At 36.1% G+C, this 14,134-nt stretch carries 16 protein-coding genes; 14 read left to right on the forward strand and 2 right to left on the reverse strand.

Annotation, left to right across the window (positions count from 1 at the left end; all coding sequences use genetic code 11):
• Positions 1 to 5: 5 nt before the first annotated feature.
• Positions 6 to 1,088, reverse strand: a complete 1,083-nt coding sequence (locus AC2INI_RS02505) for a phosphatase PAP2 family protein (protein ID WP_486305269.1) — start codon at positions 1,086 to 1,088, stop codon at positions 6 to 8.
• Between the two features lie 226 nt (positions 1,089 to 1,314).
• On the opposite strand from AC2INI_RS02505, the gene AC2INI_RS02510 reads away from it, so the two are divergent.
• The 14 genes from AC2INI_RS02510 to AC2INI_RS02575 are packed head-to-tail and all read left to right on the forward strand — an operon-like array spanning position 1,315 to position 12,749.
• The gene (locus AC2INI_RS02510) at positions 1,315 to 1,530 is read left to right on the forward strand and encodes a Flp family type IVb pilin (RefSeq protein WP_486305270.1); all 216 of its coding nucleotides are present in this window, start codon (positions 1,315 to 1,317) and stop codon (positions 1,528 to 1,530) included.
• A 13-nt stretch (positions 1,531 to 1,543) separates the two neighbouring features.
• Positions 1,544 to 1,981: an A24 family peptidase gene (locus tag AC2INI_RS02515; RefSeq protein ID WP_486305271.1), complete on the forward strand. Its 438-nt coding sequence runs from the start codon at positions 1,544 to 1,546 to the stop codon at positions 1,979 to 1,981.
• Positions 1,982 to 1,988: 7 nt separating this feature from the next.
• The gene (locus tag AC2INI_RS02520) at positions 1,989 to 2,801 is read left to right on the forward strand and encodes an RcpC/CpaB family pilus assembly protein (RefSeq protein ID WP_486305272.1); all 813 of its coding nucleotides are present in this window, start codon (positions 1,989 to 1,991) and stop codon (positions 2,799 to 2,801) included.
• A gap of 5 nt (positions 2,802 to 2,806) precedes the next feature.
• On the forward strand, positions 2,807 to 4,111 hold the full coding sequence (locus AC2INI_RS02525; RefSeq protein WP_486305273.1) for a type II and III secretion system protein family protein: 1,305 nt from the start codon (positions 2,807 to 2,809) through the stop codon (positions 4,109 to 4,111).
• Positions 4,108 to 4,578: a hypothetical protein gene (locus AC2INI_RS02530; RefSeq protein WP_486305274.1), complete on the forward strand. Its 471-nt coding sequence runs from the start codon at positions 4,108 to 4,110 to the stop codon at positions 4,576 to 4,578. Before AC2INI_RS02525 ends, AC2INI_RS02530 begins: the two co-directional genes overlap by 4 nt.
• Positions 4,579 to 4,611: 33 nt before the next feature.
• On the forward strand, positions 4,612 to 5,847 hold the full coding sequence (locus tag AC2INI_RS02535) for a CpaE/TadZ family protein (RefSeq protein ID WP_486305275.1): 1,236 nt from the start codon (positions 4,612 to 4,614) through the stop codon (positions 5,845 to 5,847).
• Positions 5,848 to 5,852: 5 nt separating this feature from the next.
• The gene (locus AC2INI_RS02540; RefSeq protein ID WP_486305276.1) at positions 5,853 to 7,136 is read left to right on the forward strand and encodes a TadA family conjugal transfer-associated ATPase; all 1,284 of its coding nucleotides are present in this window, start codon (positions 5,853 to 5,855) and stop codon (positions 7,134 to 7,136) included.
• Between the two features lie 2 nt (positions 7,137 to 7,138).
• On the forward strand, positions 7,139 to 8,056 hold the full coding sequence (locus AC2INI_RS02545) for a type II secretion system F family protein (protein WP_486305277.1): 918 nt from the start codon (positions 7,139 to 7,141) through the stop codon (positions 8,054 to 8,056).
• Positions 8,056 to 8,931, forward strand: a complete 876-nt coding sequence (locus AC2INI_RS02550) for a type II secretion system F family protein (protein ID WP_486311220.1) — start codon at positions 8,056 to 8,058, stop codon at positions 8,929 to 8,931. The genes AC2INI_RS02545 and AC2INI_RS02550 overlap by 1 nt, the downstream gene beginning before the upstream one ends.
• A complete protein-coding gene (locus tag AC2INI_RS02555) occupies positions 8,924 to 9,667 on the forward strand; it encodes a hypothetical protein (RefSeq protein ID WP_486305279.1) in 744 nt (247 codons plus the stop codon). The genes AC2INI_RS02550 and AC2INI_RS02555 overlap by 8 nt, the downstream gene beginning before the upstream one ends.
• Positions 9,668 to 9,671: 4 nt before the next feature.
• Positions 9,672 to 10,157: a TadE/TadG family type IV pilus assembly protein gene (locus tag AC2INI_RS02560; RefSeq protein WP_486305280.1), complete on the forward strand. Its 486-nt coding sequence runs from the start codon at positions 9,672 to 9,674 to the stop codon at positions 10,155 to 10,157.
• Entirely contained in the window at positions 10,132 to 10,680 is a 549-nt protein-coding gene (tadF, locus tag AC2INI_RS02565; RefSeq protein ID WP_486305281.1) for a tight adherence pilus pseudopilin TadF, read from the forward strand. The genes AC2INI_RS02560 and tadF overlap by 26 nt, the downstream gene beginning before the upstream one ends.
• 2 nt (positions 10,681 to 10,682) lie before the next feature.
• Positions 10,683 to 12,071, forward strand: a complete 1,389-nt coding sequence (locus tag AC2INI_RS02570) for a TadE/TadG family type IV pilus assembly protein (protein ID WP_486305282.1) — start codon at positions 10,683 to 10,685, stop codon at positions 12,069 to 12,071.
• A gap of 15 nt (positions 12,072 to 12,086) precedes the next feature.
• Positions 12,087 to 12,749, forward strand: coding sequence for an OmpA family protein (locus AC2INI_RS02575; RefSeq protein WP_486305283.1), 663 nt, complete (start codon positions 12,087 to 12,089; stop codon positions 12,747 to 12,749).
• A gap of 46 nt (positions 12,750 to 12,795) precedes the next feature.
• Here AC2INI_RS02575 and AC2INI_RS02580 read toward each other — a convergent pair whose 3' ends face one another.
• Positions 12,796 to 14,133, reverse strand: coding sequence for an ATP-binding protein (locus AC2INI_RS02580; protein WP_486305284.1), 1,338 nt, complete (start codon positions 14,131 to 14,133; stop codon positions 12,796 to 12,798).
• Position 14,134: the final 1 nt, after the last annotated feature.

Consider the following 14,134-nt stretch of genomic DNA (forward strand, 5'->3'; position numbering starts at 1 on the left):
CTAGATTATGAGGGATTCAATTGGTAAGTTTTTTCCTTTGAATTCATTACGTAATGTACTAACTTCCAAATTATTATGGTTAATAATATACTTAAATAGCCATCGATAGCATAGTGCCAGCCCAAGTGAACAGAACCAATCATAATGATTAAGCAATAAGGCCAGAAAATAAGACCCCACCATTTATTCTTTTTTGTCATACCAATAGCCATCAGTGTTGCCATTGATACATGCATACTAGGACACGCTGAAATCCCACTACCTAAATGAAACCCGCCTTTAAGATAGCTTTCCCACAACGTAACTTGGGTCTTTAATGCCCAAAGTGTAATGCCACTGCCATTATCGATTAATTGTTGATTTTGCTCATTAAGTAAATTCATTAATGGTTGAAAGTAATCATTACCACCATTAATTAAGTGATAGAAGCAAGGACCAACAGAGGATAAGCCAACGGCAATGAAACCACCATTGACAACCCAACACAATACAAAGCTGATTAGGTATTGTTGTCTGAGCTTCTCACTTTTTATTGAGATCAAAAAATAGAAGGCAACTACCCAAACGATGAAAAACCATAGGTTGTACATTAAGTTAATAAATGAAGACGCTTCAATAGAGCTAAATAACGTATGGGTTATTTCCCAAGGATCTCTACCGAAGTGAAGCCACCTATCAAGTTGCATTAATTCATTATCCAGCCCATTTGTATATGGGTGGATTAATGGGATCAAACTTTTTAACGTTGTATAGCTAGATAAGGATAGAGATAAAAAGAGCATCATCACAACAGCCCTGATGATCTGTTCAACGCTTACTTTTCTAACTTGGTTGATATATTGACTGATTGGTTTTGGGTGCAGTTGGCAGATCAAATAAATAAAATACCCGATAGAGTAGATAAATAAAGTTAACGCTGCAGCGATCAAAAATTTATTGTAATAAGCCAGAAGATCAATGTGGTTTGATTGTTCAAAAGAGTAAGCGATTATTGACACAGTTAAAGTTAACGCACTACAAAGTAAATAGATCCAACAGTCTCTATATAATAGTGTCTTTATTTGAGCTATTACTTTTTTCTTTAACATCTATATCACCAGAGTTACGTTAATTTTGTGCATTATTACCTCCCTTAAAGACTGATCTCAAGCATTTATGTGATATTTGTCACGTATCTGAATGGAAGCTGAATGAGAATTACATTAATGTCATGGAAATGTCATAGCGCCTGTCATTAAATTGACGGGTGTTGGCTGGTCGAATAATATTCAGCTTGTTCACTTCGAACAGATATTAATCAATTAAGGGTTTATTATGTTAACTAAATTATTCGTAAAATCTCAACTTGCTCTTCAATCTTTCAAAAACGATGAGCGCGGCGTTACAGCAATTGAATATGCAATTATTGGTGTGTGTATTTCAGCGATCGTTCTTGCAGTATTTAATGGCACATTACGTGACGCATTAGAAGGCGCAATGAGCACAATCTCTAGCAATATTGAATCTGCAAACTCGGCACCAAAAGTTTAATATATAAACTAATATGAAAATACAAACTTGGTTGTTTTGTTTTATTTTAATTACCAATGTCTATATTGTTTTTCATGATATTAAGAATAGAAAAATATCTAATAATGTCATTGCTTTAATCGTATTGTCTGGATTTTTTTCTATTTTTATTAAAGGTGATTTAAGTTTTTTAATTTCACCTTTAATAATATTAACTATCGGATTTATTTTATTCTATTTTAATGTAATAGCGGCGGGTGATATAAAATTATTCTCTGCATTGTCATTAATGATTAAGCAAGAGTATATGTTATTAGTTATTTGTATTGTTTTATTTATTGGAGGAATACAAGCGTATTGCCAATATAGTATGTACAAATTAACAAGTAATGAAAAATGGGTAAGTAGGGGCGTACCTTACGGTCTTGCTATCTGTGCTGGTAGTGTCTTTGGTATTCTCGCATCAATATAGGTGAATTATGAAATCAAAAGTAATATTAGTATTGGCAATAATTACAATGTCAATTGGCCTTTATGGAATACTTAATGCACCTAAAATAGCACCGATTCAAACGTTACCCAGTGAGATTCATAACGAAGAACCTATTCCAACAGTTGTTGTATGGGTAGCTAAAAGTGATTTGCCATTAGGTTCAAGATTAAAAAGAGAAGATCTTGAGATACAAAGAATTAGTCAAATTCAAGCCGATCGTATTGGGTTGCTAAACAATACAGAGTTTGATTTTAAAAATAAATTGCTTATTAATAAAGATATATTATCAGGTGACTTCGTGACGTCTGAAGATGCTTTGTCTTCTGGAGATGAAGGTTATTATAATCTTGTTGTTGAAGATGGTTACGTGCCATTTAATTTAACCATTGATCGCGCAGATATGCTTGGTGGGATTATTTCTACTGAAGATAATGTAGACGTGGTTTCTATATCATCGATAAAACAAAATCTAGCAGACAGCAGCGGAATTGATGATATAACAACATTAAGAATGAAACCACTTCTTACCAATGTTCGCGTTCTTGATATTATACAAGAAGAAAAAGTTATTAATTTAACGAGAAATAAATATAAGTCAGAAGTGAAAATTGTTCTTCAATTAACACATAGAGAATTAGCTAAAATAATTATTGCACAAAGAATATCAGAGATTGAAGTCTATAAATCAATTGGAGCTGAATATTCAAGTGAGTTACATGCTGACTCAAGTGATGTTATTTCAATTCCGTCCTCTAAAAGCCATCGTACTACGAAGGCAATACAAGAATTAAGAGGGTAATAAAGATGAGACGTTTAACTAAAATCCTGTTCGTATTAAGTGCATTATGTTCGAATCTTGCTTTTTCTCAAGAGGTTGAAAATTTATCAGAAGGCAATGCTAAAAGCATAACCATGAACTCTGATGTTTCTTCTGTGTTCATTTCTAATCCTAAAATTGCTGATTATAAAGTCATCGATAAACGAACCATTGTTTTATTTGGTCGTTCCGTTGGTGAATCAACGTTTATGGCCTTTGATAGCCAAGGTAAAGAATTAGCAAATAGAAAAATTGTGGTGAGTCGTAGTTATTCAGGTATTGAGCAACAAGTTAAATTACGATTTCCAACATCGAAGATTGATATTTACGCCATTGGAACCAACGCGGTGGTGAGTGGAACTGTCTTAAATGAAGAAGATCGCGATAAGATTTATGAGTTAGTTGGCACCTTACTATTTGATGACAGTGATCTTGACGATCAAGGTGTTCGTACTGAACTTACCTACATGGATAAGCTTAATTTTGAAGGTGTTGTGAATCAAATAGAAGTTGCACGCACTAAGCAGGTAAATGTGAAGCTTACGATTGCTGAAGTTTCTCATTCTTTTATGCAAGATTTCGGAATTAAAGTAGGTAGCAATGGTCAAGCGGGTATTTTTGTTGACCAGTTAGTTCATTTTAGTGCGAGCGATATAGTGTCAGTCATTACCGCTGTGGGTACTGATTCGGTCGGGCAAGTATTAGCTGAGCCTAACTTATCAGTGATTTCAGGTGAAGATGCAAGCTTTCTTGTTGGTGGTGAATTACCCGTAGTCACTGTGATTGATGGCGCTACCAATGTTCAATACAAAGAGTTTGGTGTGAAGTTAGACCTAACCGCTAAAGTGGAGCGAGACGATAAAATCAAATTGGCTTTAGCTCCAAGTGTGAGTTCATTAGACGCACAATATTCTAACGATGCTTATGATTTACCGTCATTAAAAACACGCAGTGCGAGAACAACGGTTGAACTTGGTGATGGACAAAGTTTTGTTCTCGGTGGGTTATTAAATAGCGAAGAGAGAGAGTCGTTAACCCGAATTCCATTTATTGGAGATATTCCAATTCTAGGCGCGTTATTTCGACATACAGGAACAGAGCGAAATCGAACAGAATTAATTATTGTGGCAACGGTAAATCTTGTTCAACCGGTTAAAGCAAATCAAATCCAACTACCAACGATGCAAAAGACGAGCACATTACGACGCTTCCTTGGTATGGGCAGTGATTACGATAGAGCTGAAGATAAGTGGGCTAGTGAAATATTAAATGCAGGTGGATTTAGAAAATGAAAAAAACACTAACAATTTTATTTCTGTTGCTCTTATCTGGCTGTGCTGATCATATAAATGAGAAGCAAGGAAGCCATATTAATGTGGTTCCAATTACTTATTCGATATCGATTAATAGCCAAGATTCTGCTGTTGTTCAGAGTGCTATTTATCAATTTATTGAAAAGCATGAGATTAACAATAAAAAAGGATATTGGGCCCTCTCTATCGAAAAAAGTGAAGTGGCGAGATTAGAGAGTATTTACCAAGGATATCTTAAAGAATTCGGTTATGACTTAAATCAGATGAAGACTGAGATTGTGAATAATAAAGCCCACTTTAAAGTGACGCTCTCTTTTTCAACTCAGCGAATAGAATATGAAGTTTGTAACTATGAACAAATTGATTATTACGGTTCAACAAATCTTGGCTGTTACACCGAAAATAACCGTTGGCATTCAATGGTTAACCCTGAAAAGGCAATGTAGAAACAACATTCATTTGATGTTATTGGAGCGGTTATGTTTGATTTAGTTGAACGTTTAAATGTAAAAAAAGAAGACAATAATCAGTCTAAAGATAATTTAAAGACAGTACTTTTTTATCAAACAGATGAATGTCGTTCATTAATTAATGAGTCTTTCCGTTTTGATGGTAATTCAGAGCCTCAAAATAATAAGAATAAAGATGATGAGATACGTCAGTTAGATTTATCTAACCCACCAAGTCTTATAATTTTAGAACTTAATACCAGTACGAATGTTGTTCAAGATGCACAACGAATTTCTCATTTATTACCTAATAATGTGTCGGTTGTTATTATTGGTTCTGAAGATGCAATTTCAACTATTCGTTTACTAAAAGAGATGGGCTTTTATTACTTATTTTGGCCTGTTAGCAAGCAAGAGTGCTCAGATTTTATGCGTCATGTTGCGAGTAATCATGAAGAGCATAAAGGTGTTGGTGAGAATAGAAGAGCAAAACGTGTTGCTATGGTTGGCGTTAAAGGAGGGATGGGGACGTCTCTATTGAGTAGTGAAGTTGCTCGCTCCCTCTCTTTTGACCGAGGTGTTTCAACCTTATTGGTTGATCATAATTACCATGGTGGAAATCTCGATATCTTCATGGGATTAAAGCAATTTCAAAAACGTCCTTTGCAAAAAGGAATGCTGTTCTCGGATATTGATGGGGCTTACGCTTCTGGTCTTATCAAGAAAATAACACCCATGCTATCTATTTTGGCCATTGAATCAGAGACCCTAACCACCCAAGAATTAACGGAATACACGCAAGCAGTGCAGAAGCAGGCATTATCTTACTCAAGTGTAATGATAGAAGATCATGCTCAACTAGTTCGTAACGCTACGGATATTAATAAGCTCGTTGATGACGTTGATGTCATCGTGTTTACTCTTGATTCTACGGTATCGGCGCTACGTGAATACAACCGCTTATACCAATTGGTAGTGAGTAAGAATATTGATAAAAAAGTAAGAGTTATTACGGTGATGAATGCGGTTCGTCCTCATAATTCAGGTTCGGTCTCTTTTGAGGAAGTTGAGAAATACACAGGGCATCGACCTCATATCGTCGTACCTTACGATAACAAGGCATCGCAGTATGTTTTGGAAGGCGCTCAAATTTTGAAGACAAAGTCAGTGATGGCTCATTCTATTTCAAATTTGATTTCATTGATTTTGGGTGAAGAGATGAAACAAGAGAAAAGGCCGTTATTTCGTTTCTTTTCTAAAGGGTAAATTCAATGAGTACGAAAGCATTATATATCCAATTAAGAACACAAATATTTAATGCGTTAGAACCAGAAGCATTAAATAAATTAACCAAGCAAGAGTTAACTCAGCAGCTTTTAAATGCGGTTGACTTACTAAGTGGTAGAGAGCAATTACCTATCACTCTTATCATGAAAAATGAATTTGTGGAGCGCTTGGTTAATGAGCTTATAGGGTTAGGGCCACTGCAAAATTTAATGGATGATGATTCGATTACAGACATCATGATTAATGGTCACGAAAATGTCTTTATCGAACGAAATGGATTCGTTGAAAAAGTCTCAGTAAATTTTATCGATGAGAAACAACTGCTTGATATCGCAAAACGTATAGCAAGCCGAGTTGGTCGTCGAGTTGATGAATCAACCCCTACTTGTGATGCTCGATTAGAAGATGGTAGCCGTGTAAATATTGTTATACCACCTGTTGCAATTGATGGGACATCGGTATCGATTCGTAAATTTAAAAAACAAAGTATTGGCTTTGCAGATTTAGTTGAATTTGGCGCCATGAGCAAAGAAATGGCTCAGTTATTAATGGTTGCTTCGCGTTGTCGTTTAAATATTTTGATTTCTGGTGGTACCGGCTCTGGCAAGACAACTATGTTGAATGCCTTGTCTCAGTTCATCTCAGAAGGTGAACGTATCGTAACAATAGAAGATGCCGCTGAATTACGACTGCAGCAGCCTCATGTTGTGAGATTAGAAACAAGAACGGCAGGCATTGAGGGGACAGGGGTTATTTCTCAAAGAGATTTGGTAATTAATTCATTACGTATGCGCCCTGATCGGATCATTGTTGGGGAGTGCCGTGGTGAAGAAGCGTTTGAAATGCTGCAAGCGATGAACACAGGACATGATGGGTCAATGTCTACACTTCATGCTAACTCTCCAAGAGATGCGTTAGCTCGTGTGGAAGCTATGGTAATGATGGCCACTAATAATTTGCCGTTACAAGCGATTAGACGAAGTATTGTGAGTGCGGTTGATATCGTAATTCAAATTAGCCGATTGCATGATGGAACTCGAAAAATAATGAGTATTTCTGAAGTGGTTGGGTTAGAAGGTGACAATGTGGTACTTGAAGAAATTTTTAAATTTCAACCAAGTAAAATTCAAAATGAAACTAATAAAGTTCAAGGCCATTTTTTAACGTCAGGTTTAATGCAACGATCTGTATTAATGGAAAAAGCGCGATTCTTTGGTATGGAAGATACTATACAGGCGGCATTTATTCCTTCTTATATTGAGGAGTAAGTATGTATTGGATAGCAGTTGGTATTGGTTTGTTATTGGTGTTTTTATTAATAGATAAAAGCCCAGTTAAAAAGAGTCAGTACTTAGAAATCAACAAGACAACAAATTTGGTTAGTAGCCTAAGTCATAACAATCAAGCGATTAACTTAAATTCATTAACAGATAAAAAATCACGACAAAAAATACAACAAAAATGGCATAAGGTAGAGCGTCAGTTAGGGCACTTTGCTTGGTTTAAGGTGTTGGCTTTACTCTGTGTATTAGCGATCTCAGGCTTTATTATTAATCAAAAAATGCTGAGAATATCCAATGTAGTCGCAATAATATTAACGGTTATTCTTGGACTTACCTGGGCCTATTTATGGTTACAGGAACGAGAGAAAAAACAGTTTAATGAGCAATTTCCTGATGCGCTAAATATGTTAGTCAGTGCAGTGACTTCGGGTGAAAGTATCACTCACGCTATTCGATATGTTGGCAATAAACTGGAAGGTAATATAGGAAAAGAATTTAAATTAATGGGAGAACGATTACAGCTTGGAGAGAATCCTGATGAGGTATTTAAAAAGTCATGTGCTCGATATCCTTACCCTTCATTTCAGTTCTTTGTTATTACGCTAAGAGCCAATATGAATCGTGGTGGCCAGCTTAAAGATGTTATTACCCGTTTAAATCGTTTAATTTTTGATGCAAGAGCCATTGAGAGAAAGAAATACGCATTAACCTCAGAAGCGCGTATATCAGCAAAAATAGTCTGTGCGACACCTTTTTTCTTTCTGTTTGTTTTGCAATTTTTAAGCCCTGAAAATTATGATTTTGTCATGTTTAACTCTGAAGGCCGACCTATCTTATATTACGTTGTTATCAGCGAACTTATAGGAATGTCGATAATTTGGGGCTTACTAAAAAAGGCTAAGTAATGTTTGATATTAATCGATTTATTTTTATTGCTTTGTTTTCTACTGGCTTCATGCTTGTTATTTATCTTGGGATTACTCGGGTATTTCGCTCGAAACAGTTAGCTCTTCTTACAAGGAGAAAGAGCAAGGGTAGAGAGAAAACATTTATTACTCAGTGGTTAAAAGAAAAAACAGTGATATTGAGTAGTAATGATGTTGATATAAAAAAGAAACTTCAACAAGCAGGGATTATAAATACTCAATATTCACACCTTGTTATGCCAATGAAATATGCGGTAGTTGGATTAGGGGAGTTAGTCGTCGGTGGGTTGTATTTTTATTCTTATATCAATGTAACGTATTGGGTGGTTCTTGCTGCATTATGGGGAATGTTGATTATTCTTTTTCCGGATATTTATCTGCAATCAAAGATAAAATCTCGTATTCAGCGGGTATCAAACCAAATGCCTTATTTAATTGACTTAATGGCTGTGTGCGTTCAAACCGGAATGACGATTGAAGCTTCTTTAAATTATCTTGCCAAAGAGATGGAAGGATTTGATAAAGACTTAACGCTTGTTCTTAACAAAATGAATGAGCGATCTAGAGTTATAGGGTTAGAAGCTAGTTTGGAAGAAATGTATCAACAAGTTCCTTCTAATGAAATGCGAAGTTTTGTGATGACCATAACACAGAGCATGCATTATGGTTCCTCGATTTATACTGTATTAACAACATTATCTTCTGATATTCGAGAGGTCCAAATGTTGGAGTTAGAAGAGCGAATAGGGAAGTTAGCCGCAAAAATGTCAGTGCCATTGATCGTCTTTATTATGGTCCCTATTGTTATTTTAATCGCAGCTCCAGGTGTGATGAGGTTGATGTTAAATGCTTAAAAAAATACTCCTAGTCTGTACTGTTCTTTTATTGTCTGCATGTAGCTCTCGACAATATAGCCAGAGCAGTTTGATTGATTCCAAAGTTGATATTTATCAGCAAACTCATAACTATGTTGCCTTGGTTGATTTATATAAAACTCAATTAAAAGAAAATGATAATCCTGAATTAAGGGAAGATTTAGCTGAGAATTTATTAAAACTGGAAGACCCAGATAACGCCTTGTTCTATTTAAAACCGAACCTAAAAGAGGATCCAAGTGGTAAAACACTTTTCTTACAAGCAAGTGCGTTAGGTGACTTAGGCCAGTACCAAGAGGCGATATCAACGGCGTTAAAAGCGCTAGATGAAGAACCTGAAAATGCCAAGACAGAAAATTTATTGGGCATCTTGTATGGGCATGAATATCAATATGAAAAAGCGCGTCGTTACTTTAATAAAGCAAAATTACATTTCTATGATAGTAATACCATCGCAAATAATTTAGCAGTATTAGATATTGCAGAAGGAAAATACAAACAGGCTGCTCGTCGTTTATTACCTATCTACCGTACAGGTCAAGCTGACGAACAGATTATAGCTAATTTAGTATTAAGCATGGCAAAAGAAGGGAATAAAGCGTTTATTGAATCGGTTCTTGCTGAATCACACAGCAAGCAAGAGATTGAACATATTTACCAGTCCTTACAAAAAGTAGATGGCTTCTCATATGAACAAGTTATTCAAGAGCAGTAATAGTATGAAGTCAAAGCAAAAAGGGGTGGCTTCTATTGAATTTGCGATGGGCTTTCTTGCGTTTTGGTTTATGTGTATGGCTTGGGTTGAAATGAGCTATATGTCATATATTTCTGCGATTAATGATGTGGCTATTTCAGAAGCATCTCGCAGTGCCAAAAAGGGAGAAGGGGAATATTTGAAAATTATAGATGGTGTTCTTCATCGAGAAAAAAGCATTTGGAACACAGTAACCTCTGCAGATAATTTTAGAATCGCCATTCATTATTTACCCTCTATGCCTGTATTAGAAGGGGTAGTTGATGGGTGCAAAATTCCTGATGGAAAAAGAACAAGAGAATGCGGAGAAGAAACGAATAATGCTCTGGCTATCTATCGAATTGATTATCAATTCACGCCTATTTTCTCTTATCTATTTAGTAAAAATGCAAACTTAAGTCGTGAAATGATAGTGGTGCAAGAGTATGAACGGTCTAAATTTGAAATCTAAACAGCGTGGTGTATTCAGTATTGAATTTGCCATCATTGGGGTTGTTTTTAGTTTGCTACTGGCTTTTAGTGGCGATGTGATTATGAAAATATCGATAAAAGGCAAACTGGACCGCCTCTCTTATTCTTTAGTTAACGTTTTAAAAGAAAGAACGCAATTATACGGCGCTGATTACCAACTCACGGCAGGCGAAGTGACATCATTAAATAATATCGCCAAGCACTCATTAGCAAGAACCTTTAATGTGTTTGATGAAGCTAATTATGGTTTTTTAGTTGAAGAGTTGAGTTTTGCAGATCTGGATACTCCTAATCCAATGATTAGTGAACACCGTGGAGCAATTCGTTGTCGAGTTGATCAATCTATTGATGAGCTTGAAAAATTAACGGTGTTAAGTGTTAGAGGGCGAAAGATGCCTCTATATCGAGTCGCTATTTGTTATGAAAGTAATAATTGGTTTGGTGGCCTAGTTGGAAAGAATTACACACGAGTCATGTCTGACTCTATTGTGATAGGAAGGTAAGCATGAAATCGATACAGAAACAATCAGGCCATGCTGCCATTTTATTTGTGATGTGTATTCCTATTTTATTTGGCGTATTTACCTTGGCTTCTGATGGTGCTAGAGCACTTCAATCAAAAGCCCGATTGGAAGATGCAGCCGAAGCGGCGGTACTTGCTGTATCTGCTTATGGTGAAGAAGATGCAGTATCGACCCAAACGGGTAAAGACTATATCGACCATTATCTTCATGATATGGATAACTTAGTTGATATTAACGTCGAAAAACTAGAGTGCTCTGAAATTGCAGAATGCACGGCAGATGATAATAAAAGGCCTTTTGTTGAGTATCGAGTAGCAGGACGAACACAGCATCTATCTTGGTTTCCAGGGAACGATATAACCATTGGGTTTGGTGATACTTTTGATGTCACAGGCTCTTCAAAAGCGCGTAAGTTTCAAAGTAGTCAGCCAATGGATATCACTTTCATTCTCGACTTTTCAGGCTCAATGAATTATGACTGGAAAGGGCATGCTCCACCTGATATGGCCGAAGAGGTTCCAAACGTTCCTGGTCGATTTTCACCACCATCGCGGTTGAGTGAGTTAAAAGATGTGGTGCAAATGGTGACCGATGAACTGCAAGTTTATAATGATTCAACATCAGGGCCAAAGCATCGAGTATCAATGACAGGCTACAATCGACGAACTGTCAATCAGGGTAATAATGGTAAGTTTATTGTAAGAGATCAACGTATTATCCAAAGTACAGGGCAATACGATAAAGATGATGTGGTCAATTTTTCTAAAACTATACAACAGCAATTTAAGCCAAAAGGTGAAGCTGGGAGAATACCTAATGGTGATGAACTTGCAGAGTTTAATGATATTAATTATACCAGTGATTTTGCGACGTTTAACAGTCAAGTAAAAGGCTTCAAAGCTTACGGGGGGACTGCATCATTACAGGGGCTAATTCGAGCAAGCCAAATTGTCTCTTATCATGTAACTAAAGATAAAGAGGAGGCAAATCCTAAGCAGTTAATTATTATTTTATCTGATGGTGTCGATCAACCTCATTACTTAACTCAAATACAGAAACTGGTAAATAAGGGGATATGTACCAATTTAATTAATGCTATTGAAGGTGGTCCCGTTACTGCGAATGATAATACGGCGGATAAAGTCGATTTTTCTGGTGGGTACAGTTCAGGACTGCCGACAAATACGGGAGAAGATCCTAGCGCAAGAATTGCCATGATTGGTTTTGGTAATGGTTATGATATTCATGATAACACTGGCTTACTAAACTGTGTTGGTGAAGAAAATGCATTTAGTGCTAATGATAAAGATGAAATTTTGAATTTGATTATGTCGTTGGTATCAGAAGAAGTCGGGCATTTAGCTCAATAACGTCGAGAGAAAATAATGAAAAAAGTAAGTTTATTGTTGGCGCTAATGTCGACGTTCAGTGTTGCCAGCCAAGAAGCCGTAGATACAACCGATATTAACCAGGCGTTAAATTATTATTGCGCAACAAACAGTTCTGAGTATCAAGAGCAGGTTGTGGTTGGCGAAGGAAAGCAGATTTTATTTCATCAAGGGCCTTTTATGCAAGTGAGTACAACTCTTGATTCTAAAACGATAAAAAAAGCGTTGGGCGAAGAGTTAAAAAATACCAGGGTAGATACTCAATGCAGTGAATACTTACTAACTTATGCAGAAGTGAAAGACGATAAAGTGAGTCAGAAGTATCTAGCAAGGGTATTGTTTAATTTTGATAAATACTCTTTAACTGAACGTTCAAAATATATTTTAAGTCAAATATCACAGCAGTTAACTCAGCAAGACGATGTGGTTCTTTTAGATGGTAATACTGATAACAAAGGTAAAGAAAGTTATAACATGACTCTTGGATTGGCTCGTTCTGAAAGTGTTAAGGCATATTTAGTAGAGTTGGGTGTCGATGAAGCATTGCTTAACGCAGATTCATCGGGAGAGATTAATGCAATTGAGGATAATGACACTGTTTCTGGACGTCATCATAATCGTCGCGTTGATATGACAAACGTAGATGAACCTGAAGAATAAACTGATTTGTTGAAAAAAGGAGAATACAGTATGTACTCTCCTTTTTTTAATTTTGATGTGGTAAGAATATTTCCAATCGTGTACCTATATCTTGGGCTTGGAACCAGATCTGCCCATGATAACTAGAGATTATTTCTTCACATACCGCAAGGCCAATACCTGTACCTGGGTTCTTTTCATCAGCTCTAACGCCACGCTGAAAAACGGAATTAATTTTATTTTCAGGTAATGCTTCTCCGTCATTTTCAATGTGTACACTAAAGCCTTCGCTACGCTCAACAATAGACAAAATAATGTAGTTATTTGCAAAGCGATAACTGTTTTCTAAAATATTGCCTAGTACTTCCATTAGGTCATTATAGTTAATGGGCAGCGTTTGGTCTTTTTCATAGTTATGGATAAATTCGATGGATTTCGCTTGGTGGATCTTGTTAAACATCTTGGTCAGTTTTTCTATAATAGGCGAAACTTGAGTATGGTGTTTACTAATGCCTCTAGAACCCATTAATGCGCGTTTTAATTGGTGTTGAATCACTGAATCCATATCATGAAGCTGTTCTATAATTTCAGAAATAGGCGGTTGCTTCTGATATAGCAGAGCATCACAAGTTGCTACTCGTGTTTTTAAGCTGTGTGCTAAATCATCCATCGCTTTTTTGTATTTCTCGGATTGTTGTTCTTGTTGATCTAATAATCGATTGATCGTGTTTGCTATTGGTTCTAATTCTGCAGGGTATGAATAAATTAACTTTTCTTGAGTATCATCTTTGATTGATTTTAATTCTCTATGAAGTTTATTTAAAGGGTGAAATGAGCGTTTGTATCCCCAAAGAACGCCAAAAATAGCGATTAAAATAATGATGGAATAAGCAATGATAAGCGTTAATTTTAGGCTTTTAAGTGATTCTATTTGAGTGTCCATTTTTTGGATGATCACTAAGAATCTTCCTGGTGCAATATTATCAGCTGGGAAGTAGGCTTTATAATATAAAAAACTTGAACCACTTGGTTTTGTCTCTAAGATCGGAGTATCTAACGTTGTTGGGAATTGAGCGCATAGGTTTTTTACGTGTTTTGGAGAGCCATTAGAAAAACTATGCCAAAGAATATTATCTTTTTCATCACATATAACCGTTGCTACATTTGCTGCTTCTGAGTGGTAGATCCCAGAGCTAGGTGTTATAGGAGGAATGAGTCCAGATACCATTACTTCATTAATTACTCCAGGAACGTCTTTGAATAATGCGGTAATACTTTTTTGTATGAATAGCTCTTTTTTTTGGTTATAGCGTAAATAACCGTTTAGTGCTAAAAAACAGATAACCACCGCTAAAAAGCTAAATAGAATCCGTCGTCTAAATTGGTTTTGAACTAAACGTTTCATA

The sequence above is a fragment of the Aliivibrio friggae genome, assembly GCF_057368515.1.

Coding starts and splice junctions, on each gene's coding strand:
- AC2INI_RS02505 (WP_486305269.1), bottom strand. CDS start 1,088: ATGTTAAAGAAAAAAGTAATAGCTCAAATAAAGACACTATTATATAGA.
- AC2INI_RS02510 (WP_486305270.1), top strand. CDS start 1,315: ATGTTAACTAAATTATTCGTAAAATCTCAACTTGCTCTTCAATCTTTC.
- AC2INI_RS02515 (WP_486305271.1), top strand. CDS start 1,544: ATGAAAATACAAACTTGGTTGTTTTGTTTTATTTTAATTACCAATGTC.
- AC2INI_RS02520 (WP_486305272.1), top strand. CDS start 1,989: ATGAAATCAAAAGTAATATTAGTATTGGCAATAATTACAATGTCAATT.
- AC2INI_RS02525 (WP_486305273.1), top strand. CDS start 2,807: ATGAGACGTTTAACTAAAATCCTGTTCGTATTAAGTGCATTATGTTCG.
- AC2INI_RS02530 (WP_486305274.1), top strand. CDS start 4,108: ATGAAAAAAACACTAACAATTTTATTTCTGTTGCTCTTATCTGGCTGT.
- AC2INI_RS02535 (WP_486305275.1), top strand. CDS start 4,612: ATGTTTGATTTAGTTGAACGTTTAAATGTAAAAAAAGAAGACAATAAT.
- AC2INI_RS02540 (WP_486305276.1), top strand. CDS start 5,853: ATGAGTACGAAAGCATTATATATCCAATTAAGAACACAAATATTTAAT.
- AC2INI_RS02545 (WP_486305277.1), top strand. CDS start 7,139: ATGTATTGGATAGCAGTTGGTATTGGTTTGTTATTGGTGTTTTTATTA.
- AC2INI_RS02550 (WP_486311220.1), top strand. CDS start 8,056: ATGTTTGATATTAATCGATTTATTTTTATTGCTTTGTTTTCTACTGGC.
- AC2INI_RS02555 (WP_486305279.1), top strand. CDS start 8,924: ATGCTTAAAAAAATACTCCTAGTCTGTACTGTTCTTTTATTGTCTGCA.
- AC2INI_RS02560 (WP_486305280.1), top strand. CDS start 9,672: ATGAAGTCAAAGCAAAAAGGGGTGGCTTCTATTGAATTTGCGATGGGC.
- tadF (WP_486305281.1), top strand. CDS start 10,132: ATGAACGGTCTAAATTTGAAATCTAAACAGCGTGGTGTATTCAGTATT.
- AC2INI_RS02570 (WP_486305282.1), top strand. CDS start 10,683: ATGAAATCGATACAGAAACAATCAGGCCATGCTGCCATTTTATTTGTG.
- AC2INI_RS02575 (WP_486305283.1), top strand. CDS start 12,087: ATGAAAAAAGTAAGTTTATTGTTGGCGCTAATGTCGACGTTCAGTGTT.
- AC2INI_RS02580 (WP_486305284.1), bottom strand. CDS start 14,133: ATGAAACGTTTAGTTCAAAACCAATTTAGACGACGGATTCTATTTAGC.